General features: G+C 64.9%; 25 protein-coding genes, 2 tRNA genes and 1 pseudogene. 11 read left to right on the forward strand and 17 right to left on the reverse strand.

The window, feature by feature from the left end; all coding sequences use genetic code 11:
- Positions 1–3 precede the first annotated feature (3 nt).
- A pseudogene (locus RHO23_RS11935) lies at positions 4–799 on the forward strand (hypothetical protein); the annotation flags it as partial.
- Here the strand turns inward: RHO23_RS11935 and RHO23_RS11940 are convergent.
- From RHO23_RS11940 to RHO23_RS11950, 3 genes are read right to left on the reverse strand one after another with little or no spacing between them, the layout of a single operon-like run.
- The gene (locus tag RHO23_RS11940; protein ID WP_423489121.1) at positions 756–1,481 is read right to left on the reverse strand and encodes an HNH endonuclease family protein; all 726 of its coding nucleotides are present in this window, start codon (positions 1,479–1,481) and stop codon (positions 756–758) included. The pseudogene RHO23_RS11935 and the gene RHO23_RS11940 overlap by 44 nt on opposite strands.
- Positions 1,478–3,721 (reverse strand): ATP-dependent DNA helicase RecG, encoded by a 2,244-nt coding sequence (gene recG, locus RHO23_RS11945; RefSeq protein ID WP_423489122.1) that lies wholly within the window; start codon positions 3,719–3,721, stop codon positions 1,478–1,480. The genes RHO23_RS11940 and recG overlap by 4 nt, the downstream gene beginning before the upstream one ends.
- Before the next feature lie 10 nt (positions 3,722–3,731).
- Complete coding sequence (locus RHO23_RS11950) at positions 3,732–5,390, reverse strand: DAK2 domain-containing protein (protein ID WP_057967665.1); 1,659 nt, start codon at positions 5,388–5,390, stop codon at positions 3,732–3,734.
- Positions 5,391–5,559: 169 nt separating this feature from the next.
- Here RHO23_RS11950 and rpmB point away from each other — a divergent pair, with 169 nt between their 5' ends.
- Positions 5,560–5,757: a 50S ribosomal protein L28 gene (rpmB, locus tag RHO23_RS11955; RefSeq protein ID WP_005056915.1), complete on the forward strand. Its 198-nt coding sequence runs from the start codon at positions 5,560–5,562 to the stop codon at positions 5,755–5,757.
- Positions 5,758–5,775: 18 nt separating this feature from the next.
- The gene (locus tag RHO23_RS11960) at positions 5,776–6,543 is read left to right on the forward strand and encodes an enoyl-CoA hydratase/isomerase family protein (protein ID WP_057967666.1); all 768 of its coding nucleotides are present in this window, start codon (positions 5,776–5,778) and stop codon (positions 6,541–6,543) included.
- A gap of 90 nt (positions 6,544–6,633) precedes the next feature.
- On the opposite strand, the gene RHO23_RS11965 is transcribed toward RHO23_RS11960, so the two are convergent.
- The 3 genes from RHO23_RS11965 to RHO23_RS11975 are packed head-to-tail and all read right to left on the reverse strand — an operon-like array spanning position 6,634 to position 9,518.
- Positions 6,634–7,884, reverse strand: a complete 1,251-nt coding sequence (locus tag RHO23_RS11965; RefSeq protein WP_423489123.1) for a lipase family protein — start codon at positions 7,882–7,884, stop codon at positions 6,634–6,636.
- Positions 7,884–8,564, reverse strand: coding sequence for a uracil-DNA glycosylase (locus RHO23_RS11970; RefSeq protein ID WP_030094086.1), 681 nt, complete (start codon positions 8,562–8,564; stop codon positions 7,884–7,886). The genes RHO23_RS11965 and RHO23_RS11970 overlap by 1 nt, the downstream gene beginning before the upstream one ends.
- A 6-nt stretch (positions 8,565–8,570) precedes the next feature.
- Positions 8,571–9,518, reverse strand: a complete 948-nt coding sequence (locus tag RHO23_RS11975; RefSeq protein WP_423489124.1) for a thiamine-phosphate kinase — start codon at positions 9,516–9,518, stop codon at positions 8,571–8,573.
- 17 nt (positions 9,519–9,535) lie between these two features.
- Between RHO23_RS11975 and RHO23_RS11980 the strand changes: the two genes are divergently transcribed.
- Positions 9,536–10,078 carry a DUF3515 domain-containing protein gene (locus RHO23_RS11980; RefSeq protein ID WP_064409214.1) on the forward strand — a complete coding sequence of 181 codons (543 nt, stop codon included), beginning with the start codon at positions 9,536–9,538 and terminating at the stop codon, positions 10,076–10,078.
- A 1-nt stretch (position 10,079) separates the two neighbouring features.
- On the opposite strand, the gene RHO23_RS11985 is transcribed toward RHO23_RS11980, so the two are convergent.
- From RHO23_RS11985 to RHO23_RS11995, 3 genes are read right to left on the reverse strand one after another with little or no spacing between them, the layout of a single operon-like run.
- Positions 10,080–11,189 (reverse strand): D-alanine--D-alanine ligase family protein, encoded by a 1,110-nt coding sequence (locus tag RHO23_RS11985; protein WP_057963696.1) that lies wholly within the window; start codon positions 11,187–11,189, stop codon positions 10,080–10,082.
- A 4-nt stretch (positions 11,190–11,193) separates the two neighbouring features.
- The gene (locus RHO23_RS11990) at positions 11,194–12,273 is read right to left on the reverse strand and encodes a cystathionine gamma-lyase (protein ID WP_232783308.1); all 1,080 of its coding nucleotides are present in this window, start codon (positions 12,271–12,273) and stop codon (positions 11,194–11,196) included.
- A 37-nt stretch (positions 12,274–12,310) separates the two neighbouring features.
- Complete coding sequence (locus RHO23_RS11995) at positions 12,311–13,291, reverse strand: NAD(P)H-dependent glycerol-3-phosphate dehydrogenase (protein WP_030094091.1); 981 nt, start codon at positions 13,289–13,291, stop codon at positions 12,311–12,313.
- Positions 13,292–13,337: 46 nt separating this feature from the next.
- Here RHO23_RS11995 and cofC point away from each other — a divergent pair, with 46 nt between their 5' ends.
- The 3 genes from cofC to RHO23_RS12010 are packed head-to-tail and all read left to right on the forward strand — an operon-like array spanning position 13,338 to position 17,084.
- Positions 13,338–13,961: a 2-phospho-L-lactate guanylyltransferase gene (gene cofC, locus RHO23_RS12000; RefSeq protein ID WP_423489221.1), complete on the forward strand. Its 624-nt coding sequence runs from the start codon at positions 13,338–13,340 to the stop codon at positions 13,959–13,961.
- Positions 13,958–16,114 carry an RNA degradosome polyphosphate kinase gene (locus RHO23_RS12005; RefSeq protein ID WP_256364554.1) on the forward strand — a complete coding sequence of 719 codons (2,157 nt, stop codon included), beginning with the start codon at positions 13,958–13,960 and terminating at the stop codon, positions 16,112–16,114. Before cofC ends, RHO23_RS12005 begins: the two co-directional genes overlap by 4 nt.
- A gap of 49 nt (positions 16,115–16,163) precedes the next feature.
- A complete protein-coding gene (locus RHO23_RS12010) occupies positions 16,164–17,084 on the forward strand; it encodes an NUDIX hydrolase (RefSeq protein ID WP_030094094.1) in 921 nt (306 codons plus the stop codon).
- A 68-nt stretch (positions 17,085–17,152) separates the two neighbouring features.
- Here the strand turns inward: RHO23_RS12010 and RHO23_RS12015 are convergent, their stop codons facing one another.
- From RHO23_RS12015 to leuC, 3 genes are all read right to left on the reverse strand, one after another.
- Positions 17,153–17,788, reverse strand: coding sequence for an HU family DNA-binding protein (locus tag RHO23_RS12015; RefSeq protein ID WP_057967672.1), 636 nt, complete (start codon positions 17,786–17,788; stop codon positions 17,153–17,155).
- Positions 17,789–17,949: 161 nt separating this feature from the next.
- On the reverse strand, positions 17,950–18,549 hold the full coding sequence (gene leuD, locus RHO23_RS12020; RefSeq protein WP_046254246.1) for a 3-isopropylmalate dehydratase small subunit: 600 nt from the start codon (positions 18,547–18,549) through the stop codon (positions 17,950–17,952).
- A 20-nt stretch (positions 18,550–18,569) separates the two neighbouring features.
- Positions 18,570–20,015 carry a 3-isopropylmalate dehydratase large subunit gene (gene leuC, locus RHO23_RS12025; RefSeq protein WP_030094097.1) on the reverse strand — a complete coding sequence of 482 codons (1,446 nt, stop codon included), beginning with the start codon at positions 20,013–20,015 and terminating at the stop codon, positions 18,570–18,572.
- 49 nt (positions 20,016–20,064) lie between these two features.
- Between leuC and RHO23_RS12030 the strand changes: the two genes are divergently transcribed.
- The 3 genes from RHO23_RS12030 to RHO23_RS12040 are packed head-to-tail and all read left to right on the forward strand — an operon-like array spanning position 20,065 to position 21,584.
- On the forward strand, positions 20,065–20,766 hold the full coding sequence (locus tag RHO23_RS12030; protein WP_030094098.1) for an IclR family transcriptional regulator: 702 nt from the start codon (positions 20,065–20,067) through the stop codon (positions 20,764–20,766).
- A gap of 9 nt (positions 20,767–20,775) precedes the next feature.
- A complete protein-coding gene (locus tag RHO23_RS12035; protein WP_030094099.1) occupies positions 20,776–21,273 on the forward strand; it encodes a pyridoxamine 5'-phosphate oxidase family protein in 498 nt (165 codons plus the stop codon).
- Positions 21,274–21,281: 8 nt separating this feature from the next.
- On the forward strand, positions 21,282–21,584 hold the full coding sequence (locus tag RHO23_RS12040) for a hypothetical protein (RefSeq protein ID WP_423489125.1): 303 nt from the start codon (positions 21,282–21,284) through the stop codon (positions 21,582–21,584).
- Positions 21,585–21,598: 14 nt separating this feature from the next.
- Here the strand turns inward: RHO23_RS12040 and RHO23_RS12045 are convergent.
- The 5 genes from RHO23_RS12045 to RHO23_RS12065 all read right to left on the reverse strand — a co-directional run bounded on the left by RHO23_RS12045 (position 21,599) and on the right by RHO23_RS12065 (position 24,873).
- Positions 21,599–21,674, reverse strand: a tRNA-Glu gene (locus RHO23_RS12045).
- Positions 21,675–21,771: 97 nt separating this feature from the next.
- Positions 21,772–21,843, reverse strand: a tRNA-Gln gene (locus RHO23_RS12050).
- A 78-nt stretch (positions 21,844–21,921) separates the two neighbouring features.
- Complete coding sequence (gltX, locus tag RHO23_RS12055) at positions 21,922–23,424, reverse strand: glutamate--tRNA ligase (RefSeq protein ID WP_423489126.1); 1,503 nt, start codon at positions 23,422–23,424, stop codon at positions 21,922–21,924.
- A gap of 2 nt (positions 23,425–23,426) precedes the next feature.
- The gene (locus RHO23_RS12060) at positions 23,427–24,203 is read right to left on the reverse strand and encodes a fumarylacetoacetate hydrolase family protein (protein WP_423489127.1); all 777 of its coding nucleotides are present in this window, start codon (positions 24,201–24,203) and stop codon (positions 23,427–23,429) included.
- Between the two features lie 10 nt (positions 24,204–24,213).
- The gene (locus tag RHO23_RS12065; protein ID WP_030094103.1) at positions 24,214–24,873 is read right to left on the reverse strand and encodes a TetR/AcrR family transcriptional regulator; all 660 of its coding nucleotides are present in this window, start codon (positions 24,871–24,873) and stop codon (positions 24,214–24,216) included.
- Positions 24,874–24,987: 114 nt separating this feature from the next.
- Here RHO23_RS12065 and RHO23_RS12070 point away from each other — a divergent pair, with 114 nt between their 5' ends.
- On the forward strand, positions 24,988–26,205 hold the full coding sequence (locus tag RHO23_RS12070) for an oxygenase MpaB family protein (protein ID WP_264923317.1): 1,218 nt from the start codon (positions 24,988–24,990) through the stop codon (positions 26,203–26,205).
- Positions 26,206–26,228: the final 23 nt, after the last annotated feature.

Here is a 26,228-nt window from a genome sequence, read left to right on the forward strand (position 1 = left end):
CGCATGACGAACACCGAGGCACGAAAAGTTGACGCATACCACCCCGGCTGGGGAACCAAAGCCCCTGCAGGCCGTGTCTATCCACCAGTCGCCGAATCCGAAGCACTCATCGAGCCGTTCCTGCGACGATGCAGGGATCAGGAGAACATGTATGTTGCCGCAGGCTTTCCGCTGGAGGGGATTACGGACTTCTGGGGCGCGTGGTTCGCAGCCTGGAATGAGGACTCGCCCGAAGCCCTTGAGGAATGCTGGACGCACGACCTGGTGTGGACCATTTCCAGTACCGGTCAACTCGAATACCACGGGCGCGAAGAGACGGTAGATCTCGCGAGGTTTGGATACCTGTTTGCCCGTGAACTTGGCTTTTACCCTTGGGATGGAACGGACACGCACCTGCCGTACTACGACTTCCTCGACGGCCAAGTGCGGGCTGCATTCCCATACAGTGGCGCAACACGAACATTTTGGCACAGCGCAATCCCCTGGCCACGTAAACCTATTCGTGGGTGCGGAGTCGACCGCTATCTACTTCGCAAGGAAGGGAATCGTTGGCGGATAGCCCGCATCGACACCGACCAAGACGTATCCGCACCACTCCTGCAGATGCTGCCGTTTGCTGATGCGTCAACACGTTTCATGGCATGGCTGGTACGGACCCTTCCTAACGTGGGTCGCAGGCTTGGGTTGTATGACAAAGAATCCCTCTACAGCCGTGAATACGCCGCTAGCCGACGGGCTAGAGATCTGCCGCAGAGTTAAAGACCGGGTAATCCGTGTGGACAGGTCTGCGCTGCCTCACGGATGGCCTTGGCCGAACGCTCATCGAGCGAAAGATGGTATCCACGAACTACTTCCGCGAATTGCATGGAGTACTGGCACCAGAATGCTTTGTTTGGCGGCATCCAGTTCGCGGGCGGCTGATCTCCCTTGTCCTTGTTCGCCTGGCCCTGCACGGCGATGAGATTGGCGGGGTCATTGGCAAAACGCCAACGCATGGAGGGTTGCCACTCACGTGCACCCATGTCCCATGCGTACGCCAAGGGAACAATGTGATCGATCTGGACGGCTTCTCCGCTCTTCGGGCCACGGGCGAAACCCACCATTGCTCCCGTGTAGGGATCGTGCAGCATTCCGGCACCGACTGCATTGGGGCATCTGGTGGTGTACACGAAGCTCTTGTCCGCCAGATCGCGATTCAGGATGTCGTTGCGCGTGTCGCAGCCGTTGTGACCGCCCGGGGCATCGGTGTCATCGGACCACGCATCGCCGAACTCAACACGCTGATAGTCCTTGCCGCGCACCCTCTTGGGCACCACTATCACCCCGGCCAGTGGATCGACGCCCGGAGCGAGTGTCGGAATATTCGATTGCCCGGCAACAGCATTGGCACGCTGCAGCCGATACCGCGCCGATACCTGATACGCCACCACCACTGCGATCGCCGCCGCGATGGCGACGACGAGAATGGTGCGATTCCTCACGACTTGTCCAGGTACTCGATCTGGTCGGCGATCAGGAAGCGCCGGGCCATGCCCGCCAGCGCGGGTTGGCTCGTCAATTCGGGATCCTCGGCGCACGCCCGCACGGCCATATCCCGGGCGGTCTCGATCATGTCGCGATGATCCATCAGTGACAGCAATCGCAGATTCACCGCGCGGCCAGACTGGTCACGCCCCAGCACATCGCCCTCGCGGCGCTCCTCCAGGTCGAGTTCGGCCAGGGTGAATCCATCGAGAGTGTCCTGTACCGCACGTAGCCGCCGTCCTGCCGAACCTGCTGGGCTGCAAGGGCTTACCAACAGGCACAGGCCCTTGTTGCCGCCGCGGCCCACACGACCGCGCAACTGGTGCAGCTGGCTGATACCGAACCGGTCCGCATCCATGATCAGCATCACGGTGGCATTGGGGACGTCCACACCGACCTCGATCACGGTGGTACAGACCAGAACATCGATCTCACCCGCGTTGAATGCCGTCATGACGGCGTCCTTCTGCTCCGACGGGAGCCGGCCGTGCAGCAGCCCGATGCGCAGCCCCGGAAGCAGCGAGCCACGAATGGTCTCGTACAACTCCGTGACGGGGACGGGCGGTGGGCGTTTCTCCTCGGCCTCGTCGGGACCACTGTCCTTGTCATCGGCATCGATCCGGGAGGCCACCACGTAGGCCTGCCGCCCGGCAGCCACTTCCTCGGCGATCCGTTCCCAGCCGCGCGCCAGCCAGCCCGGCTTCTCGCGGGTGAACACCGCGGTGGTGGTGATGGGCTGGCGCCCGCGCGGCAGCTCCCGCAGTGTCGAAGTCTCTAGATCGCCGAACACGGTAAGCGCCACCGTGCGCGGAATCGGGGTGGCGGTCATCACCAGCAGGTGCGGCACAATGCCCTCGGGAGCCTTGGCCCGCAATCGATCCCGCTGCTCAACACCAAACCGGTGCTGCTCGTCGACGACCACCAGACCCAGATTGTGGAAATCCACCGAGTCCTGCAACAACGCGTGGGTTCCGATGACGATGCCGGCCAGTCCGGTCGCCACGTCGGCCTTGATCTGCTTCTTGAGCGCCGGTGACATCGAGCCGGTCAACAGCGCGATGCTGGTCGCGTCGTCGGGAGCCCCCAACTCGCCTGCAGTGGCCAACGATCCGAGCATCGCACGCAGCGATCGGGCGTGCTGAACCGCGAGCACCTCGGTGGGCGCCAAGAGCGCGCACTGGTACCCGGCATCGATCGCCTGCATCATCGCGAGCAGCGCGACGACCGTCTTACCCGAGCCCACCTCACCCTGCAGCAGCCGGTTCATCGGCTTGACCCCGGCGAGATCGGCACCGATCTCGGCGACAACCTGCTGTTGACCCTCGGTGAGCTCGAAAGGCAATTGGCTCAGTAGGTCATCACGCAGCTTGCCGTCGGCGGGCGGCATCGGCGGACCCGCCGACCCGACATCACTGCCGCGCCGGATGGCCAGCGCCAGCTGCAGACCCAGCGCCTCATCGAATGCCAGGCGCCTGCGTGCCTGCTTCTGTTCGGCGGCGTCCTCCGACATGTGGATCTTGCGCAGGGCTTCATCGAGGGACATCAGGTTGTGCTCTGCCAGAACAGCGTCCGGGAGCGCCTCGGGCACCGGATCAAGCTGCGCCAGCACCTGGTCGATACAGCGGTAGATGTCCCAGCTTTCCAGATTCTTCGTCGCGGGATAGATGGGAAACACGTTGCGCTGGAATGCCGAAATGGCAGTGGACGCGTCCCGCGCGCTTCCGGCGATACCGCGTAGCGCCGTACTCCCCCGCGTCGTGGTGGTGCTCTCGCCGAGCGCGGTTTCCAGCACCAGGTAGTCGGGATGAGTCAGCTGGGGTTTACCCCGGAACTCCCCCACCGCTCCGGAAAGCATCACCCGGTTGCCCACCTCAAGATCACGTTTCACCTTGTGCGGATGAAAAAAGGTGGCCTGCACGGCATGTGGGGCGCTCCCCAGCATGACCGCGAGAAACTGCCCCTTGCGGTTGCGCATGCTCTTCAGCTCTGCCGAGGTGATGAACCCCACCAACGTGGTGTGCTCACCGGGTTTGGCCCGCTCTCCGTCCTGCTCGTCGCGCAGGCTGAAGTCGGTGCTGTACCGGCGCGGGTAGTGATGGAGTAGATCCTCGACTGTCAGTAGGCCGAATTCGGCCTCAAGAACATCGGATGCCTTGTGTCCCAATACATGATCGAGACGATCGGAAAGTTGCGCCATCTATACCCTGTCACTCCACGCCGATGTGAACGACATCGGTGTGTTGCCCGGTGCGGTAGATCATCACCTCGACACCGCCATGGTGCGATCGGGTGTGCTCGATCAGCGCCTCGGCAAGAGATTCATCCACCTGGTCCGACAGCAGGATCGTCACCAGCTCTCCACCAGAGGACAACATGATGCTCACCAAAGCCTTTGTGGCATTGGCAACTTCATGGTTCAGAACCAGCACCTCATCGCCGATGATGCCCATCGCATCTCCCGGCTCGCAGGTTCCCGACCAGGTGAGAGCACGCTCGGTGGCCACCCGCACCAGCCCGAATCGGGTGGCCCCGGCCGCACGCGCCATGGTGTAGCTGTCGTCGACGGCCATCCGCTCAGGATCGTGCACCGCCAGCGCCGCCAACCCCTGCGCCATGGACGCCGAGGGCAACGGGATGACCGTGATCCCCCATCCACGGGCCGCGGCACAGACCGCCACCAATTCCTCGGCGGCCATCAATCCGTTGGGCAGCACCATGATCTGATGCGCGCCGCTGTCGACTACCGCGTCGAGGAGACGTTTGGCACTCGCCGGAGGTTCGTCGACGCGCAGGACCTGCGCACCCTCGCTGGAGAAGAGTGTGGCCGCGCCGTCGCCCTCGGCCAGCGCCAGTACCCGGCGGTGCCGGTGCCGTCCATCGTGGTGTCCCCCGCCCACATCACCGCGCAGCGATGAGATCTGGATGGATTGCGGAGTGCCGAATTTCATCCCGGCCTCGATGGCGGCCCCCGCGTCGTTGACGTGTGCGTGTACCGAATACCCCATGTCGCCGTCTCCGGCGATGGCGATGGAATCGCCCATCCCGTCGAGCTGCGTTCGCAGGTCTGCGATCTGCAGCTCATCACAGCCGGATAGCAGGTACATCACCTCGAACTCGGGCGGCAGTTCCCGTGGAGGGTCCAGGTTCAGTCCGCCCGAGCCACGGCCGGGCCCGGCCACCCACACCTGTGAAGCCGCGTTCTTCGGTGGTGATGGGCTGTACTCGCGGCGAGTGGGCAGTTCTCCGGCCACCACTGACACCAGGGCGTCGAGAATGACGACAAGGCCGCGAGCGCCGGCATCGACTACACCGTTATCGGCGAGGATGTCGAGCTGCTTGGGCGTCTTCTCCAGGGCCGCCACCGCGGCGTCGGCGGCGGTGCTGACAAGGCCGGCGAGATCATCAGTAGGCGTGCCATCGGCGACGCGGTCCGCGGCCTCGGCGGCGGCGGCCAGGACCGAGACGATGGTGCCCTCGACGGGAGTGCTCATCGAGGCGATCACGAACTGCGAGGCCTGCCGCAGCGCCCGGCGCACCACCTCGGCGCCGATGGCGTCCTGATCGGCGGCGGCATCGGCGATCCCCCGCACAATCTGCGACAGGATGACCCCCGAGTTGCCGCGGGCGCCGTGGACTGCGCCCCGGGCCAGCGCCGCGGCAACCTGTGCGACCGTGGCGCCATCCCCCAGCGCCTCGGCGGCGTTCACCGCCGAACGCATGGTGAACAGCATGTTCGTGCCGGTGTCCGCATCGGCGACCGGAAACACATTCAGCCGGTTGATCTCGTCACTGCGGGTGATCAACCCCTCGACGGAGGCGCGCGCCCAATTGAGCAGCGCAGCGCTGTCCAATACCGAGAGCTGCATGTGAGAAAGCCTATCTACCGATGCTGACAGTGTCTGACGGTCTTCCCCCGAAGAGCTCATCTACGGCCATTTTGGTGTTCACGGGCCGGTCAAGCTATTCTTGCAGGGTTGTGGGCCACCCTGACTGAACAGGTCGTTGGCCGGAATCGCGAGTTTGAGGAGTTTCACTATGGCTGCCGTCTGCGACGTGTGCGGCAAGGGACCCGGCTTCGGCAAGTCGGTTTCGCACTCGCACCGGCGTACCAACCGTCGCTGGAACCCGAACATCCAGACGGTTCACGCCGTCACCTCTCCCGGTGGCAACAAGCAGCGCGTCAACGCCTGCACCTCCTGCATCAAGGCCGGCAAGGTCGTCCGCGGCGCCTGATCGCGTCCGGAACCTGCCGTGTCGTCTGATTACGTCGCCGTTCACAACGGCGTTCTGCACATCACCATCGCCACTGCGGCGGCTGGTACCTCGCTGGACTTCGCGGGAGTAGACGCTGCGGTTCCGGTCTTGCAGAATCTGCCCGCCGAGGTCGGCGCCATCCTGCTGACCAGTAGCGGACCTAATTTCTGTGCCGGCGGTAACGTGCGCGATTTCGCCGGTGCCGAAGACCGGGCGGCCAAGCTCAACGATCTCGCCGGCCGGCTGCATGCCTTCGTGCGCGCGGTAGACGCCGCCGATCGTCCGGTGGTGGCCTCCGTGCACGGGTGGGCTGCCGGTGGCGGGCTGAGCCTGGTGCTACTGGCCGATATCGCCATCGGTGGCGAGTCGACCAAACTGCGAGCCGCGTACCCGGGCATCGGATACTCCTCTGACGGTGGCATGTCCTGGGCGCTGCCCCGCGTCGTCGGCAAGGCCCGCGCCGCCGACATTCTGCTGACCGATCGCGTTGTCGAGGCGCCCGAGGCGCTGTCCATCGGGCTGCTGAGCCGCGTCGTCGCCGACGACGAGGTGCAGAACACTGCCGTGGCCGCCGCCGAGAAGCTGGCAGCCGGTCCGCGCGAGGCACAGAACCGCATCCGTCGTCTTCTGCGCCTGAGCGCGAACAACACCCTGGACGCACAGCTGGACCTGGAGCAGGCCAGCATCGCCGAGGCCTCGGTCAGTCCGACGGGTATCGAGGGTGTCAACGCCTTCGTGGGCAAGCGCAAGCCCGTCTGGCCCTGACCTAGCGAGCCCATCACCCCGAGCGCATACCAGGCGCATGGGTTTCGCTCCGATCGCATACACCAGGTATGTACTCGGCGAGCCGCGTTCTCAGCCCTGCAGTTTCTTACGAATCCAGTTCACAACCCACGGGATCGCGAGCATGTCCGCGGTGATGTGCTCACCGGGCAGAGCCCAGTAGTCCACGTCGGCACCGTTGGCGCGCCAGGTATCGCGCAACGCCAGAGCTCCCGCTTCGGGGATGAACAGATCGCCGACCGCCTTACTGCGCGAGCCGTGATACAGCAGCACCGGCATCGTCGGGGTCAGGTCACCGGGCCGGTTGGCGCGGATAACGTGTTGCCCCAGCTCCGATTCGAACGGTGCCTCGATCGCCGAGAGCAGGTCCAGGTCGAATCGCAGCAGACCCGCAGCGGCCAGCGGTGGCTGCGGCAAATTCTTGGCCCGGATCGCACAGTAGAGCGCGAAATCCCCGAAAATGGTCGCCAATTCCGGGAATTCACGAGCCTGGCCAATGGTGGCGGCGGCGAAGAGCCCCGCGCCGACGCCTCGATTCATGCTGCCGTGCAACAGCGCGTAATCGGTGGGGGTCCCTCCCGCCGCCGCGGCCGCGATGCGCAGCTCGGGTGCATAGGACGGCTGCAGCTGTGCGGCCCACACCGTGGCGATGGCCCCACCGCTGTATCCGTGCATCACGATCGGCGAATCGGCGAGATCGGGCCGTTCCGAGAGCATTCCGCGTACCGAGTCCAGTACCGCGTGCCCCGCCATCTTCCCGGCCGCATACGACATCCGGGGGCCTTCATGATCCGGAAACAGCACGGCGTAGTTCTGCGCGGACAGGAAAGGGAACATCGGCGGATTGTCCCGATACCAAAGGTGCGCCAAACGATACGACGGCGTGAACTTGAGCCCCAGGGAGTTGATCGCCTGGTTGCGTACCACCACCGGACGTGAACCGGGACCATGCCACGGGCGGTCCGGCTCGATCAATGCCGCAGTCACGGGGACGGCATTACCCGCGGTATCGGTGGAGCGCACCATGATCCGCTGCATGGTGGCCTTGCGCAACGGAAGCCGGGGCGAGACCCTATCGGCGCGAATGACCTCGCCGGGTGCCAGCAGGCTCAGATCGCCCGGGTCGCTGTAGAAGTCGTCACCGTCGATCGGTGTCGGCAGGATCGCCGAGTACGGGTCCGCCCGTTGCTCGTCGGTGAGGTGGCGCACCGCCCAGGCATTGAGCCGGTCGACCACGGCCGGAGTACGCAGCGCGGTCCCGCCGGTCGCCAGGGCCGCTGTCAGGCCACCCACGGCGGTCAATGCACCTGTAGACCAACGCATTACGGCAGCCGCCAATCGATCGGTTGGGCACCCAATCCGGCGAGCAGCTCGTTGGCCCGGCTGAACGGTTTGGAGCCGAAGAATCCGCGCGAGGCGGACAGCGGTGAGGGATGCACCGATTCGATGGTGGGCACACTCGCGCCCAGCATCGGCTTGAGTGTCGCCGCGTCACGCCCCCACAGAATGGCGACCAACGGCGTGTTCCGCGCGACCAGCGCCCTGATCGCACATTCGGTCACCGTCTCCCAGCCCTTGCCGCGATGGGAGGCCGGGGTGCTCGGCTGCACCGTCAGCACCCTGTTCAGCAGCATCACCCCCTGCTGTGACCATGGCGTCAGGTCGCCGTTGGCGGGCTTGGGCAGACCGAGATCGCTCTGGTACTCATCGAAGATGTTGGCCAGGCTGCGCGGCACCGGTCGCACGTCGGCGGCCACCGAGAAACTCAGACCCATCGCATGCCCGGGCGTCGGGTAGGGGTCCTGTCCGACGATGAGTACCCGGACATCGGCCAACGGATAGGTGAACGCGCGCAGCACGTTTGCCCCGGCGGGGAGGTATCCGCGGCCCGAGGAGTTCTCGTCGCGCAGGAACTCCCCCATCTTGGTCACCTGATCGGCAACGGGTCCCAGTGCATCGGCCCAGCCGGGGTCAACCAGCTCGGTGAGAGGTCGGGCGGTCACGGAGAGTCAACTTAGCCGAAAAGAATCCCACCCGGTCGCCCGAGTCCAGGGCGCGCCGTCAACCGTCACACCCGTTTGCCCCGCCGTCACCTGACCGATAGGTATCCAGCCCGCGGGGACCTCATCGGGAAAGGTCGCGACCAGGGCATGCTCCTCGCCGCCGGTGAAGATCCACTCCCACGGGTCGGCACCGAGCAGCCCCGCGGCGCCCGCCAGCGGCACCAGATACGGCTCCATGTTCGACGAGCTCAGGTCGATGCGGACCGCGCTGGACTCCGCGATATGTCCCAGATCGGCCACCAGACCGTCTGAGACATCCGTCATGGCCGTCGCTCCGGCCCGTGCGGCCACCGCACCCTGCCCATACGGTGGTGACGGCACCAGGTGGACCGCGCGGAGCTGCGGGAACTCGTCAATACCGTCCTGCCACAGGCGGAGTCCTGCCGCCGAGGTACCCAGCGCACCGCAGAGGGCAACCGTGTCTCCCACGGTGGCCCCGCCGCGGGTCACCGGGGCACGCCCCTGCAGGTCGCCGAGCGCGGTCACCGAGATCACCAGCTCGCGCGAAGCCACCAGATCTCCGCCCGCGACCGATGCCTGCACCCGCGCCGCTTCGGCCCAGATTCCCTCGTTGAGCTGGTCGAGGAACGCGACGTCGGTTTCGGCAGGCGCACCCACCGCGACCACAAAGGCCGTGACCCGTCCCCCCATGGCCTCGATATCTGCAGCGTTCTGCGCCACTGCTTTTCGGCCGATATCCGACGGCGATGACCAGTCGAGGCGAAAATGTCTGTCCTGCACCAACATATCCGTCGACACCAGAACTCTGCTGTCCGGCGCGCGGACCACAGCGGCATCATCGCCCGGGCCGAGCTGGACGTCGGCACCGGGCACACGACCCGCTGTGAGCCGGCTGATCACGCCGAACTCGCCGGTATCGCCCAGATTTGGCACTCGGTTAGTGTAGGCCCGTGCAATCCGAAGACGGCCCGCCCCGCAAGCTCCTCATCGGTATCGCCATTTTCGGCGCGGTCGCAGCGTTGGCTGTTCTCTTCGGTGTCCTGAAATTCGCACAGTTCCAGGACGATAAGAAACCCATGGCTATCACCAATATCCCCGCGCCTCAGGCTAATTCGCCACTCTGCGTGGATATGACCAAGGCATATCCGGACAGCATGGCGGGCGACTGGAAGCGGGCGCAGATCGTCGAACCCAAACCACCCGCGGCGGCTGCGTGGCGCCGGGGCCAGGATTCTGTGGTCGCACGCTGCGGTGTGGACCGACCGGCCGAGTTCACCGTCGGCACCTCGGTCGAGCAGATCAACGGGGTGCAATGGTTTCGGGTCACCGATGCCGCGGTGGGAATCACCACCTGGTTTGCCGTGGATCGCGGCGTCTACATCGCCGTGACCATGCCCGACGGTTCGGGCACGGAGCCGTTGGTCGAGATGTCCGACGCCATCGGCAAGGCGCTGCCGGCCGTCAAACCCGATCCGCTGCCACTACCCCGCTGAATCAGCGCAGGCCAGTACCCCGCGCCAGCGCGGTGCGCACCATCGCATCCAGCAGCGCCGGATAGTCGACACCGGTGGCCGCCCACATCCGGGGGTACATCGAAATCGTGGTGAATCCGGGCATGGTGTTGATCTCGTTGATCAGCGGGCCGTCCTCGGTGAGGAAGAAGTCCACCCGGGCCAGACCCTGACAATCGATCGCCCGGAACGCCGCCACCGCGAGCTCGCGGATCTGATCGCTCACCTCGTCGTCAACCTTGGCGGGCACGTCCAATTCGGCGGTGTCATCGAGGTACTTGGTCTCGAAGTCGTAGAACCCGTCTTCGCGACCACGTACACCCTCGACCCGAATCTCACCGAGCACGCTGCCACGGATATCACCGTCGGGGAACTCCAGCACTCCGCACTCGAGTTCGCGTCCGACGATGGCGGCCTCGACGATCACCTTGGGGTCGAACTGGCGCGCATGGGCAATCGCGGCAGGCAGTTCCTCCCACGCGGTGACGCGCGAGACACCGAATGACGAGCCCGCCCGGGCAGGCTTGACGAACACCGGCAGTCCCAGATCCTCGCGCTGCTCCGCGGTCAGCGTGGCATCACGCGGACGGATCACGACGTACTTGCCGACGGGCAGCCCCTCAGCGGCCAGCAGTTTCTTGGTGAATTCCTTGTCCATACCGGCCGCGCTCGCCAGCACGCCCGCGCCCACATAGGGCACTCCTGCCAGCTCCAGCAGGCCCTGAATGGTGCCGTCCTCGCCGTAGGGCCCGTGCAGCACCGGGAACACCACGTCCACGGAGGCCAGCACCTGTCCTGCGGCGCTCGAATCAACGTTGACCAATTGGCCCGCGCGACGCGGATCGGTGGCGAGCAACAGCTCGGTACCGGAGGCGTCGGTGACCTGCGGCAGCGTGCGGTCGCTGATCGCCAGCTGCGCCGGGTCGCCATCGGTCAGCACCCAGCCACCCTCTGGGGTGACACCTACCGCCACCACCTCGTACGCATCCTGGTCGAGGTTGCGCAGAACGCTGCCGGCGGACACGCAGGAAATCGCGTGCTCACTACTACGTCCGCCGAACACGAGCGCGACCTTGATCCGGGAGTCGTTCACAGTGTCAGACCGTACCGGCTGCGAGCGCGGTCTCAATGTCGGCCAGCAGATCGTCGGTGTCCTCGATACCCAGGGAGATCCGTGCGAATCCTTCCGGAACCGCGTCACCCCAGCGCGCCCGGCGATCCACCGAGGTGTGCACGCCACCAAAACTCGTCGAAGCGGCCAGTAGCTCGCTGGCACGCACCAGCGCATGCACGGCGTCGGCACTGGCCAGTTCGATCGATACGAGGGAACCGAACCTGCTCATCTGGGCGGACGCCACGGGATGGGAGGGATCGCCGGCAAGCCCGGGGTATCGCACCGACACCACACTGGGGTGCTCACCCAGCATCGTCGCGAGTGCGAGCGCGTTCTGGCACTGACGTTCGAATCGCAGCCCGGCGGTGGCGAGGCTGCGCGCACCCAGCCAGGCCTCGAACGGACCGAGGATCGCCCCGGCGCGCGATCGTTCCTGTAAGACGGCCGACAGCAGATCCTCGCGCGACCCCGCGACGTACCCGGCGATCAGGTCACTGTGACCGGAAAGCGCCTTCGTCGCGCTCGCGACCACCAGGTCGGCGCCCAACTCCAGCGGCAGCTGACCCATCGGGGTGGCCGTGGTGTTGTCCACCACCAGCACGCCACCGCGGGCGTGCGTCTCACGGGCCAGCAGAGTCAGGTCCACCACATCCAGGCGCGGATTGGAGGGAGTCTCCGCCACCACCACATCGGCCTGCGCGGCGGCGGCCACGATCTCGTCCGACTTGGCAGCGATCACATTAATACCCAGCGCTGCAAGGTTTTCCGTGGCATAGCGCCGCGTCTGATAGTAACCGTCCTCCGGAACCACCAGCGTCTGTCCGGGGCGGACCAGCGCACGTAACGTCGAGGCGATCGCACCCATACCCGAGCCGAACACCAGCGCGCTATCGGCGCGCTCCAGCGCCGCCAGACCCGATTCCCATTGTCTCCAACTGGGATTGGATGCGCGCCCGTATGTGTCCAGAGAGTCGTCCTCGGGCACCGGCAGATGGTAGGCAGAGGCGAATACCGGCCCCGCGAGAAAAGGCTGCCCGGCAACAGGTTCGGCGGTGGCGGCCACAACGGCCCGGGTCGATATCCCTGGCTCTGGCATGTGCTTACTCCGGTTTGGTACTGCGCCCTAACAACTGCGCGACGGCATCGGTGACGCTCAGTCCGCGATGACAGACGCCATGAACAGCTTCGGTGAGCGGCATCTCGACGTCATAGCTCGATGCCAACGCCAGGATGGACTCACAGGAGGTGACTCCCTCCGCGACCCTACCGCCGGCGGCGTTACGTGCCTCCTGCAGCGTCTCACCGCTGCCCAGCCGCATGCCGAAGGTCCGGTTTCGCGAGTGCGTCGAGGTGCAGGTGGCCACCAGGTCGCCGACCCCCGCCAGACCCGCAAGCGTGGTGTGGCTGGCGCCCAGCGCCAGCCCCAGCCGGGTGATCTCGGCCAGCCCGCGCGTGATGATGGTGGCTATCGTGTTCTCCCCCAACCCGACTCCGGCGGCCATGCCACAGCTCAGGGCGATCACGTTCTTGCACGCGCCCCCCACCTCGCAGCCGACCACGTCTGCGTTGGTGTACGGGCGGAAGTAACGCGTGGAGAAGGCGCGCTGCAGGGCGACGGCCCTGGTCGAGTCGGTGCACCCGATGACGGTGGCCGCGGGCTGGCCCGCCGCGATCTCACTGGCCAGATTCGGGCCGGTCAGCACCGCAACCCGACTGGGATCGGTGCCCAGCACCTGAGTGACGACCTGACTCATCCGCATGAGCGTGCCGACCTCGATGCCCTTGGCCAGGCTCACCACCGAGGACCCGGGTTCGATGAGGTCGGCCCAGGGGGTCAGGTTGGCACGCAGAGACTGCGACGGCACCGCCAACAGCACAAGGTCGGCGCCCTGCAGGGCCTCTTCGGCCACTCCCGTGGCGACTATCGACGCGGGCAGATCCACATCGCTGAGGTACACCGAGTTCCGGTGCGTCGCATTGATCTCATCGGCTAGTTCGGATCGGCGTGCCCACAACCGCACATCGTGTCCGGCGTCGGCAAGCACCTTGCCCAACGCGGTCCCCCAGGAACCAGCACCCATCACCGCAGCCGTGGCCATGGCAGACACCCTAGCCGGGGCTGGCACCATGGAGTACGTGGGCAGACAGGCTGGCACAGACTTCGGCGTGATCATCGCGGTCAAGAACTTGGCGACCGCGAAGAGCCGCCTGGCGCCTTCCCTGCCCGCACCCGAGCGGGAACGGCTGGTGCTGGGCATGCTGACGCACGCCATCTCGGTGGCCTTCTCCGCCGCCCGAACCGTGGCGGTGATCAGCCCTGATCCCGCGGCCAAGGCGGCGGCCGGCGAGGCCGGGGCCCGGTTCATCTTCGATGACACCCCTGAGGGCCACCCTGACCCGCTGAACAACGCGTTGCGCAGCGCCGCTACCCAGCTGCGGGCGGCATCGCCGAATCTTGTTGTGTTGCAGGCCGACCTTCCCGCGGTGACGGCCCAGGAATTCGCGGCCGCGATGCAGGCTGCCCGCAGCCATGCGCGCAGCTTCGTCGCCGACCGGCACGGCACCGGCACGGCTGCGCTGTTCAGCACCGACGGCGAGCTGAATCCGCTGTTCGGAATCGATTCGGCACGGCGACACCGGGATTCGGGGGCCGCCGAGCTCACCGGCGATTGGCCCGGTTTGCGCTGTGATGTGGACACCCCGGAAGATCTGAGCGCGGCCCGTGAACTGGGAGCAGCGCTGCCGCTCTGAGTCGGGCCGATAACTCTATGATCACAAGGGTGACCACACCCAGCGTTCCTCCGGCCGCAACCACGATCGCGTCGGGTGAGGAGCTGCCCGAAGACCGGTACCTCAACCGGGAGCTCTCGTGGCTGGATTTCAACGCGCGCGTGCTCGCTCTGGCCGCCGACGAATCACTGCCGATCCTGGAGCGCGCCAAGTTCCTGGCGATCTTCGCCTCCAATCTGGACGAGTTCTACATGGTCCGCGTGGCCGGCCTGAAACGCCGCGACGAGACGGGCCTCTCGGTGCGTTCGGCCGACGGCCTGTCGCCGCGTGAGCAGTTGAAACTGATTGGTGAGCGCACGCAGGAGATCTCGGTCCAGCACGCCCGCGTGTTCAGCGAGTCGGTACGGCCCGAACTCGCCGAGAACGGCATTTTCGTCGTCACCTGGGCGGACCTGTCGGAGAACGAGCGCAGTTACCTCTCGTCTTATTTCACCGACCAGGTCTTTCCGGTGCTGACCCCCTTGGCCGTCGACCCGGCGCATCCGTTCCCTTATATATCGGGCCTGAGCCTGAATCTCGCGATCACCGTCCAGGTTCCCGAGACAGGTGGCCAGCACTTCGCCCGAATCAAGGTGCCTGACAACGTCGATCGATTCGTCAGGCTGCGCAGTCCGGAGGGCGCCGAGGCCGCGCAGGCGGCCCACACCGCCCGCTTCCTTCCCATGGAAGAACTCATCGCCGCGCATCTGTCGGCGCTGTTCCCGGGTCTGGAAGTCGTGGAGCACCATGCATTCCGCATCACACGGAACGCGGATTTCGAGGTCGAGGAAGATCGGGACGAAGATCTTCTGCAGGCACTGGAACGTGAATTGGCTCGTCGCCGGTTCGGCTCACCGGTTCGGCTCGAGGTCGCCGACGATATGACCGAGCACATGCTCGAGCTGCTCTTGCGTGAGCTGGATGTGAATCCCGGCGATGTGGTGCAGGTACCGGGCTTGCTCGACTTGTCCTGCTTGTGGCAGGTCTATGGCGTGGACCGTCCCGCACTCAAGGACCCCACGTTCGTCCCGGCAACCCACCCCGCGTTCGGTCAGGGCGAGACTCCGAAGAGCATCTTCTCCACCCTGCGCGACGGTGATGTGCTTGTTCATCATCCCTACGACTCGTTTTCCACCAGCGTGCAACGGTTTATCGAGCAGGCCGCGGCCGACCCTCAGGTGCTGGCCATCAAGCAGACGCTGTACCGCACCTCCGGCGACTCGCCCATCGTCAATTCGCTCATCGACGCCGCCGAGGCCGGTAAGCAGGTGGTCGCCCTCGTCGAGATCAAGGCGCGCTTCGACGAGCAGGCCAATATCAAGTGGGCCCGGGCCCTGGAAGATGCCGGCGTGCACGTGGTCTACGGCTTGATCGGCCTGAAGACGCATTGCAAGACCGCACTGGTGGTGCGCCGCGAGGGGTCCGCCATCCGTCGGTACTGCCATATCGGTACCGGAAACTACAACCCGAAAACCGCCCGGCTCTATGAGGACGTCGGCCTGCTGACCAGCGCCCCGGAGATCGGCGCGGACCTCACCGACCTGTTCAACTCGCTCACCGGGTATTCACGGAAGGTGTCCTACCGCAACCTGTTAGTGGCACCGCACGGAATTCGCGCGGGGATCATCGACCGCATCGACCAGGAGATCGCAGCTCATCGGGCCGGGCAGGATGCCCGCATCCGAATGAAAATGAACGCGTTGGTGGACGAGCAGGTCATCGATGCGCTGTACCGGGCATCGCAGGCCGGTGTTCCCGTCGAGGTGGTGGTGCGCGGGATCTGCGCGTTGCGACCTGGCGTTCCGGAATTCTCCGGCAACGTCACGGTGCGATCCATTCTCGGCCGGTTCCTTGAACATTCGCGCATCATTCACTTCAACGCCATCGATGAATTCTGGATCGGCAGCGCCGACATGATGCATCGTAATCTGGACCGACGGGTCGAGGTGCTTGCACGCGTCACCGATCCGAAGCTCACCGCACAGCTCGACGATATGTTCACCTCCGCGTTGGACTCCCGGACCCGCTGCTGGGAGCTGCAGTCCGATGGTCAGTGGTTGGCCTCGCCTGCGGACGGCGAGGAGGTGCGCGACCATCAGGTCGAAATGATGAAACGGCACCGCTCACATACCTGAGCTAGCCCAGGTTCTTCCGGCTGAACAACTCTCCCCCGAAGGAGCTTTCGTGCCCGATCCGACGACGCGGACCGGTGCTGCGGTCCTTGCTGCCGGAGCCGCACTCTGGCGGTACAAGGAAGACACTGCCGGAGCCATCGAAGTGGCGCTGGTGCACAGGCCACGGTACGACGATTGGTCATTACCGAAGGGCAAGCTCGATCCCGGTGAGACGGCGGCCATCGCCGCCGTCCGCGAGATCGCCGAGGAGACCGGATTCAGCGCCCGGCTCGGCAGACGATTGCCATCGGTGAGTTACCCGGTGGCCCAGGGAACCAAACGCGTCAGATATTGGGCGGCACAGGCTTTGGACGGGAAGTTTGAAGCCAACAATGAAGTCGATGAGATTCAGTGGATGTCGGTGGCGCGGGCGATCAAGACGGTCAGCTACGCCGTTGATCGGAAAGTGCTGCGAAATCTCGCAAAGCACGAAATTGACACTCGGACATTGATCATTGTGCGCCACGGAAAAGCGGGGCGAAAGGAACGCTATTCCGGCGATGACACGCTGCGTCCGTTGGACAAGAAAGGCCGCGCCCAGGCCGAAGCGCTTACCAGTCAATTACTCGCATTCGGCGCCAGCGCCATTCACGCTGCCGATCGATTGCGCTGTCGACAGACCGTCGAACCGCTTGCCGAGGAACTGAACACGGTGATCTATAGCGAGCCCGCACTCAGTGAAGAGGCCTACTGGGCTGATCGAAAGCGTGCACATCGCCGAATTCTCGAAATCGCCGGGTCGGATGGCATCCGGGTGGTATGCACTCAGGGACGGGTCATCCCAGACCTCATCCAATGGTGGGCAGATCGCGACGGTGTCCGCCCCGATAAGTCACGTAACCGCAAGGGCAGCATGTGGGTGCTGTCGATGCACGGCCAGAAACTGCTGGCCGCAGACCATCTGGACAGCCCGCTGCCTACCGGCGGCTAGCCGCCAACACTGCCCCCAAAAGCAACATCGGGCCCCACCCTGAGGTGGGACCCGATGTTGTCTTGAAACTACTTGCGGCCCTTCTTGGCAGGAGCCTTCTTGGCCGGAGCCTTCTTGGCGGGAGCCTTGGTCGCAGCCTTCTTGGCAGGAGCCTTGGTCACGGCCTTCTTGACGGGAGCAGCCTTCTTAACGGCGACTGCCTTCTTCACGGGCGCCTTCTTGGCGGGAGCGGCCTTCTTGACCACTGCCTTCTTCACCGGCGCCTTCTTGGCGGGAGCAGCCTTCTTGACGGCGACTGCCTTCTTGACCGGGGCGGCCTTCTTGGCGGGAGCCTTCTTGGCCGGGGCTGCCTTCTTGGCGGCGGCACGCTTCGCCGGGGCGGCGGTGGAGCCACGCTTCACAGCGGGACCGTCGGCCGGAAGCTTCTGCGAGCCAGAGACAACCGCCTTGAACTGTGCACCGGGACGGAACGTCGGAACCGACGTCGGCTTCACCTTGACGGTCTCACCGGTACGCGGGTTGCGGGCGACACGTGCGGCGCGGCGACGCTGCTCGAAAACGCCAAAACCGGTGATGGTCACGCTCTCACCCTTATGCACGGTGCGAACGATGGTGTCGACGACGTGCTCCACCGCGGCGGTGGCTTGCCGGCGATCCGAGCCCAATTTCTGTGTCAGAACGTCGATGAGCTCTGCTTTGTTCATGTAAAACCCTCCGAAGCCAGTGGTCCACTTTGAACCGACTTCGAACACGGTAAACCCAACTGCACCTGATTTCCAAGTGCCACGCGTAATTTCGGCAAAATTCTCTAAGCCTTTTGCCGACCTAAAAGGAATGCCCTTGGCCCCCAAGGGCACCCAATCAGCTACTCGGAGGGCTCCAAAGTGCGGGGTTTGAACTCCGGCCGAGAGGCCTCGAAAGCTTCGATTTCGTCGACTTTTCGCAGCGTAAGGCCTATATCGTCCAGTCCTTCGAGCAGCCGCCACCTGGTGTAGTCGTCAATCTCAAACGGCACCACCGCCGTTCCGGCGGTCACTGTCCGATCGTCAAGATTCACAGTGAGTTCCAAACCAGGATTCTGCTCGATCAGTTTCCACAGCAGCTCGATGTTGGACTGATCCACCAATCCGGCGACCAGACCGGCCTTACCGGCGTTGCCCCGGAAGATGTCTCCGAAACGGGACGACAGTACTACTCGAAATCCGTAGTCCATCAAGGCCCACACGGCGTGCTCGCGGGACGATCCGGTGCCGAAATCGGGCCCGGCGACAAGCACGCTGCCCCGGTTGAACGGCTCCTGATTGAGAATGAACGAGGGATCGGCACGCCAACCGGCGAAAAGACCGTCCTCGAAACCCGTTCGGGTGACACGCTTGAGGTACACCGCCGGGATGATCTGATCGGTATCGACGTTGGAACGACGCAGCGGCACACCAATTCCGGTGTGAGTGTCGAATGCCTCCACTATTTCCTCTCCCTGCTGGTCTAGAGCGCGGATTTTGCCAAATCAGCTGGCGATGAGAGCTTTCCCCGCACCGCCGTGGCCGCGGCGACGGCCGGTGACACCAAGTGGGTACGGCCGCCCTTGCCCTGGCGGCCCTCGAAATTCCGGTTCGAGGTCGACGCGCACCGCTGCCCGGGAGACAGCTGGTCAGGGTTCATCCCCAGACACATGGAACATCCCGCCTGGCGCCATTGAGCGCCCGCGGCCGTGAAAATCTCACCCAGTCCCTCGGATTCGGCCTGCGCACGCACCCGCATCGAGCCGGGAACAATGAGCATGGTGACCCCTTCGGCCACCTTCTGGTCCCGCAGTACGTCGGCCACCGCGCGCAGATCCTCGATCCGCCCGTTGGTGCAGGACCCCACGAACACGGTGTCCACCGGGATCTCACGCATCGGGGTACCCGGGGTGAGATCCATATAGGTCAGCGCCTTCTCGGCCGCCAGCCGCTCCTCCTCATCGGCCATCAGCTCCGGATCAGGCACATCCGCGCTCAGGGGCACTCCCTGCCCCGGATTGGTGCCCCAGGTGACAAAAGGCGTCAAAGTACTGGCATCGATGTGCACTTCGGCGTCGAACTGAGCGCCCTCGTCGGTGCGCAGCGAGTCCCATTCGGCCACAGCGGCATCCCACAGCTCCCCCTCCGGGGCGTGCGGACGACCCTTCAGATACGCATATGTCGTCTCGTCGGGGGCGACCATGCCCGCCCGCGCACCCGCCTCAATGGACATATTGCACATAGTCATTCGGGCCTCCATCGACATCTCTTCGACGGCCTGCCCGCGGTACTCCAGGACATAGCCCTGGCCGCCACCGGTGCCAATCTTGGCGATCACCGCCAAAATGACGTCCTTGCTGGTGACGCCCGTCGGCAGGGGGCCGTCGATGTTGATGGCCATGGTCCGAAAGGGCCTCAGTGGCAAGGTCTGCGTGGCCATCACATGCTCGACCTCGGAGGTCCCGATGCCCATCGCCAGTGCCCCAAATGCCCCATGTGTAGAGGTATGGCTGTCGCCGCACACGACTGTGGTGCCCGGCTGAGTCAAGCCCAGCTGCGGTCCGACCACGTGCACGATGCCCTGTTCGGCGTCGCCCATCGGGTGCAGGCGGATGCCGAATTCTTGGCAGTTGCGCCGTAGCGTTTCCACCTGAGTGCGCGACACCGGATCAGCGATCGGCTTGTCGATGTCGATCGTCGGCACATTGTGGTCTTCGGTCGCGATCGTCAGATCCGGCCGGCGCACCTGGCGCCCGGCGAGCCGCAGGCCGTCGAAGGCCTGTGGGCTGGTCACCTCGTGGACCAAATGGAGATCGATATAGATGAGGTCTGGCTCTCGGGCCTCACCCTCACCGGTTCCGCGTACCACTACGTGGGAGTCCCAGACCTTCTCTGCCAGGGTCCGGGGCTGTTGGACACTAGTCATCATTGGCTCCGTGCTCATTGCGTCTCATTATTTGGAACGCTAGTATCGTTCCGTGAGACAGCATAGCGGTATCGGCGTCCTCGACAAAGCGGTGCAGGTCCTGACGGCCATCGGCGACTCCCCCTGCGGGCTGGCGGAATTGTGCGAGCGCACCGGGCTCCCCCGGGCCACCGCTCACCGGCTGGCGGCGGGGCTGGAGGTCCACCGACTCCTCTCCCGTGACGGTGACGGGCAATGGCAGCTCGGCGCCGGGCTGACCGAACTCGCCGCACATGTGAACGATCCGCTGCTCAGCGCCAGCACCCAGGTGCTGCCGAAACTGCGTGAGATCACCGGCGAGAGCGTGCAGCTCTACCGCCGCGAAGGCACCGTCCGCATCTGCGTGGCGGCACTCGAACCACCAGCGGGGCTTCGCGATACCGTGCCGGTCGGATCACGCCTGCCCATGTCCGCCGGATCAGGTGCCAAAGTTCTGCTTGCCCACAGCGACACCGCCACCCAGGCCGCGGTGCTGCCCGGAGCGACATTCACCGAGCGCGCTCTGGCCGACGTACGCAAGCGCGGTTGGGCGCAAAGCGCCGCCGAACGGGAGGCGGGGGTCGCCAGTGTATCGGCGCCCGTTCGCGACCGGCACGGCAATGTCGTTGCGGCGATATCGGTTTCCGGCCCCATCGATCGGATGGGCCGGCGGCCGGGCGCTCGCTGGGCCGCCGATCTCGTGGCCGCATCAGAGGCGATAACAGCCCGGCTTTAAGCTCCGAAGATGGGAACCAACCAGCGCTCGCAGATCGTCATGTCTGACGAAGAGATCACCGCGTTCATCAACAACTCACGCAACACCACCATGGCGACCATCGGCGCCGACGGGCAGCCGCACCTGGTGGCAATGTGGTACGCGGTGATCGACGGCGAGCTGTGGTTCGAGACCAAGGCCAAGTCGCAGAAGGTGGTCAACCTCAAGCGCAACCCCACCATCACATGCCTCATCGAGGACGGACTCACCTACGACACCCTGCGCGGCGTGGCGATCGAGGGCCAGGCAGAAATCGTCGAGGACCCGGACAAGCTGTTCCAGGTGGGCGTCAGCGTCTTCGAGCGGTACACCGCCCCGTACACCGAAGAAATGAAGCCATTTGTCGAGACGATGCTCAACAAGCGCATCGCGGTCCGGGTGCGCCCTACCCGCATTCGGTCCTGGGATCACCGCAAGCTCGGCATGCCCGCGATGCCCGTGGGCGGGTCGACGGCGCCGCAGCAGTAGGCACGGCGGTGGGCCGGCTCGCGCGCGATGCGTTCGACTCCTTCCGTGAGGGTCTACGCCATAAGAAGATCAAGCGGCCATTGAGCGATGCGCTGGTCCACCACCTCAGTTCTGGCGAGATGTCCGGAGAGCAGGGCGACCGGATCCGTGAATTGTGCGCCGAGACCCTCGACATCGAGGTGGACGTCGCAAAGGCCGGCGCGCATCAAGCACGCAAATTTGTGATCTGGACCCTGCGTAACCGCCATCCGGAGCTGACCGAGGAAGCACTGCGGATGTTAGGTGACTACCGCTCCGAGAGGTGGCGCTAGCTTCGAAGAAGAGCTGGTACCCCCGATGGGATTCGAACCCACGCTACCGCCGTGAGAGGGCGGCGTCCTAGGCCGCTAGACGACGGGGGCTAGAACATTTCCGTGCAACGCGCGTGGCGCGCAGACTTGACAGTCTAGCTCACCGGTATGCATCACACCAAATCACTTGTCGTGCAAATGATTTGCGCTGGGGTACCAGGACTCGAACCTAGAATGGCGGTACCAGAAACCGCTGTGTTGCCAATTACACCATACCCCATTGGCCTCGCAGAACCGCAGGTCAGCGCGCTGACAGCGGACTTTGGAGCCGACGAGCAGACTACCAAACCAAGGGCGATTAACCCGAATCGGTTTGACCCTCTACCTCATTTTCCCAGGTCCGAGCGTTTCTCAGCCGCTGCAGGGTGCGTTCGGAACCCAGCAGTTCCATAGATTCGAACAGCGGCGGGCTCACCGTCGCACCGGTGACGGCGACACGCAGCGGCCCGAACGCCTTCCGGGGTTTGAGTTCGAGTCCCTCGATGAGCGCGCCCTTGAGCGCCTCCTCGATCGCAGGTGTGGTCCAGGCCTCGACGGACTCCAGCGCACCGATCGCCGCATCCAGCACCGGCAGCGAGGCCTCCCCCAGTTCCTTGCGGGCCGATCCCGGATCGATGGCATAGACATCGTCGTTGAGGAACTTCAGCAGCCCCCAGGCGTCGCCCAGCACCACAACCCGCGTCTGCACCAGATCCGCCGCCACCGCGAAGGCGCTGTCCTCAAGTCCGAGCTCGTACCCGTGGGCGGCGAAGAAGGTCTGCAGCCGCGCCACGAACTCCTCCGGGGCCAACAGCCGGATGTGCTCGGCGTTGATGGCGTCGGCCTTCTTCTGATCGAACCGCGCCGGATTCGAGTTGACGTTGGCGACGTCGAAGGCGGCGACCATCTCCGACAGGCTGAAGATGTCGTGATCGTCGGCTATCGACCATCCCAGCAGGGCAAGGTAATTCAGCAGCCCCTCGGGGATGAACCCGCGGTCGCGGTGCAGGAACAGGTTGGACTGCGGATCGCGCTTGGACAGCTTCTTGGTGCCCTCGCCGAGGACCGACGGCAGGTGCGCGAACACCGGTATCGAGTCGGCGACTCCGATCCGGATCATGGCCTCATACAGGGCGATCTGGCGCGGTGTCGACGGCAGCAGATCCTCACCGCGCAGCACATGGGTGATCTTCATCAACGCGTCGTCGACGGGGTTCACCAACGTGTACAACGGATCTCCGTTACCGCGGGTCAGCGCGAAGTCGGGCACCACACCCGCGGCGAACGTGGTCTCCCCACGCACCAGGTCGTTCCAGGTGATGTCGTGATCAGGCATCCGCAGTCGGACAACAGGGTTGCGACCTTCCGCGTGGAACGCCGCACGCTGCTCATCGGTGAGGTCGCGGTCGTAATTGTCGTATCCGAGCTTTGGATTGCGTCCCGCGGCCAGATGGCGCGCCTCCACTTCCTCCGGCGTGGAGAACGACTCGTAGGCCTCCCCCGCCGCCAGCAGCTTGCGCACCACCTCGAGGTGCAGCTCCTTGCGCTGCGACTGCCGGTACGGCGCGTACGGCCCACCGACCTCGGGCCCCTCGTCCCAGTCCAGGCCCAGCCACCGCAGGGCGTCCAGGATCGCCAGATAGCTCTCCTCGCTGTCGCGGCCCGCATCGGTGTCCTCGATACGGAATACGAAGTCGCCTCCGCAGTGTCGCGCATAGGCCCAGTTGAACAGCGCGGTCCGAATCAATCCGACATGCGGGGTACCGGTCGGCGAAGGGCAGAAACGTACCCGGACCTTGCCAGATCCAGTGGTGTCACTCATTGTTACTTAGCCTTCCGCACAACAGGATTGGACAAAGTGCCGATACCTTCGATGGTGACGCTCACGGTATCTCCGTCGACGACGGGGCCGACGCCCTCGGGTGTTCCGGTAAGGATCACGTCGCCGGGCAGCAGGGTCATCACTGCCGACACCCACTCCACGATCGTGCCGACATCGTGCAATAGCAACGAGGTTCGGCTGCTCTGCCGGACTTCGCCATTGACCTCGGTGCGGATGGCCAGATCCGAGGGATCAAGATCAGTGACAATCCACGGCCCCAGCGGGCAGAACGTGTCGTGGCCCTTGGCTCGTGTCCACTGCCCGTCGGCGCGCTGGTGATCGCGCGCGGAGACGTCGTTGCCGATCGTGTACCCCAGAATGACCTCGGCCGCCCGGGAGGCGGGGACGTCCTTGCACGGCCGGCCGATCACGATCGCCAACTCTCCCTCGTGGTGGACCTCGGATGCGCTGGGCGGCAGCTGAATCGGCAGACCCGGACCAATGATCGAGGTGTTGGGCTTGATGAAGATCACCGGCGACTCCGGTGGGGCACCACCCATCTCGGCGGCATGGGCGGCGTAGTTCTTGCCCATGGCCACCACCTTGCTGGCCAGAATCGGCGCCAGCAGCCTGACGTCGGCGAGCGGCCACTGGCGCCCGGTGAAAGTGGGCGTCCCGAAGGGATGCTCGGCGATCTCCCGGGCGGTCTCGGTGCCGTCATCTCCCTCGATACTGACGAAGGCGACACCATCTGGGCTGGCAATACGTCCTAGGCGCATTTACATGAGCCTAGTTGCCGGGCTTTGCACCTTCCTCGGCATCCTCACGTTGGTCCTCCCGGATGTTGGCGCGAGTGACCAACGCCACCAGAAAGTCCTCCAACCGGTCGTGGGTGATATCGAGTTCCCCACGAAACCACGTGGTGACCAAGTCCAGTCCGCCGGACACCAGCGTGAAGGTGGCCAGGTCCAGATCGGGGTCCAGCGCATCGTCGGCGGGAAGCAGCACGCGGCCCTGATCGGCCATCACCTGTGCCAGCGTCTTGACCAGATCGCGGCGGCGGGCCGCCAACCCCTCGGTGGCCTGCGATTCCACCAGCAGCCTGCCCCGACGCGGGTCGGCGGTGAGAAATCGCAAGCCGCTACCGATGGCCGCACGGGTGCGTACCACCGGATCCTTCGACGTCGAGCTCTTCGCGATGGCCTCGATGATGGCTGCCGATCCCGCCAGCATCTGTTCATCGAGCATCGCGAGCACCAACTCATCGGTGCTGCGGAAGCTCTCGTAGAAATACCGATCGTTGAGCCGGGCCTCGGCACATACGCCGCGCACCGTCAGCCCCTTCACGCCGCCACCGGCGACCAGATCCAACGCGGCGTCCAGGAGCGCCGCGCGTCGTCGTGCGCGTCGCTCGCCGGAAGTGGCACCGCCATAGGTCCGGGATGGCATCCGCCGATTGTCGCACTTTGGTCCTTGACCTCACGGCATTTTCTGGTGATGATTCTCACCAGATGGTGAGACGTGTCACCAGATGGCCCGTTCAACGAGGAAAGGACCTCATTCATGGCTTCGAGCTGGCAGAAGCTCCCCAACCCGCCGCAGCTTCGCGAGTTCCCGTTCAACGTGTTCACGCGCTTCCTGGCCGGACGGGACATCCGCGCGACCGCTGAGCAGCGGGAGACCTTCCGTCAGTACGCACACGTCGGCGACCCACTCGCCGATGCAGTGGTCGCGATGTTCGCGCGTTTCCCGGCGGGCCAGGGGCGACGGATGTTCGAGATGGCATTGGAGTCCGGCATCGAATCGGTCGACAATCCCCCCGAGGAACTCGTCGCGTTCTTCACACAGGTCGATGCCCGGCCGTATTGGCTCGACGACGCGAAGCTTGAGCTGGCCGCGCGGGTCAGCATGCGCACCGGAGTGGTGGGCCTGGGCCTGGCACTGCCCGGCCTCGCCCTCACCGGGGGCTATCTCTCGTCCCGCGCCGACAAACCCCTGGTCGGTACCGGCAATCTGAATCTGCAGGCCGCGGCCCCGCGCCGGCTGCACGAGACGGCGCAATGGCTCATCGATGTCACCTCTCCCGGTGGACTCGAGCGATTCGCCACCGGTTTCAAGGGAGTGTCTCGAGTCCGTCTCATGCACGCGCTGGTGCGCGGCGCCATGAACCGGCGCGATGACTGGGATTATGAGAACTGGGACACCCCGATCAACCAGATCCAGCTGGCGGGGACGCTGATGCTCTTCTCGCTGGCCAATCTGGCGGGATGCCAGGCCATGGGCATGAGTTTCTCGGACACTGAGCGCGAGGCGGTCTTCCATTTCTGGCGATATGTCGGGCAGCTCATGGGAATTCACCCCGAACTCGTCCCCACCAGCGAGGAGGACACCTGGCGGTTGTTCTGGCTGGAGGCCGATACCGAGTTCCTGCCCGACGAGGACTCATACTCGCTGACGCAGGCGCTACACCGGTCCATGCCGGACGAGCCCGCGTTCATGCGGCTTTCCCGCGCCTATCTTTCGTCCTACAGCCGCCTCATCCTCGGCAAGACACATGCCGATCACCTGGGGCTTATCGACAGCAAGTCGATGCAGGCCGCGGTGCTGGGGACGTCGGTGGTCAATTGGTTCTTCGAACGCCGCAATGTCTTGCCCGGCATGACCCGCCTCAGTGAGGAATTCGGTCACTTTGCGCGGCGTCAGATCGTCTCGCGCGGCATGGCGCAGACCGGGGGCGATCGCACCTACCGGCAGCACGACAAGCTCGCGACGGCCAGTTAGCAATTCCCATATATTGAGATAGT

It is taken from the genome of Mycobacteroides sp. PCS013 (assembly GCF_049532645.1).
In the GTDB taxonomy this organism is placed as follows: Bacteria; Actinomycetota; Actinomycetes; order Mycobacteriales; family Mycobacteriaceae; genus Mycobacterium; species Mycobacterium gwanakae.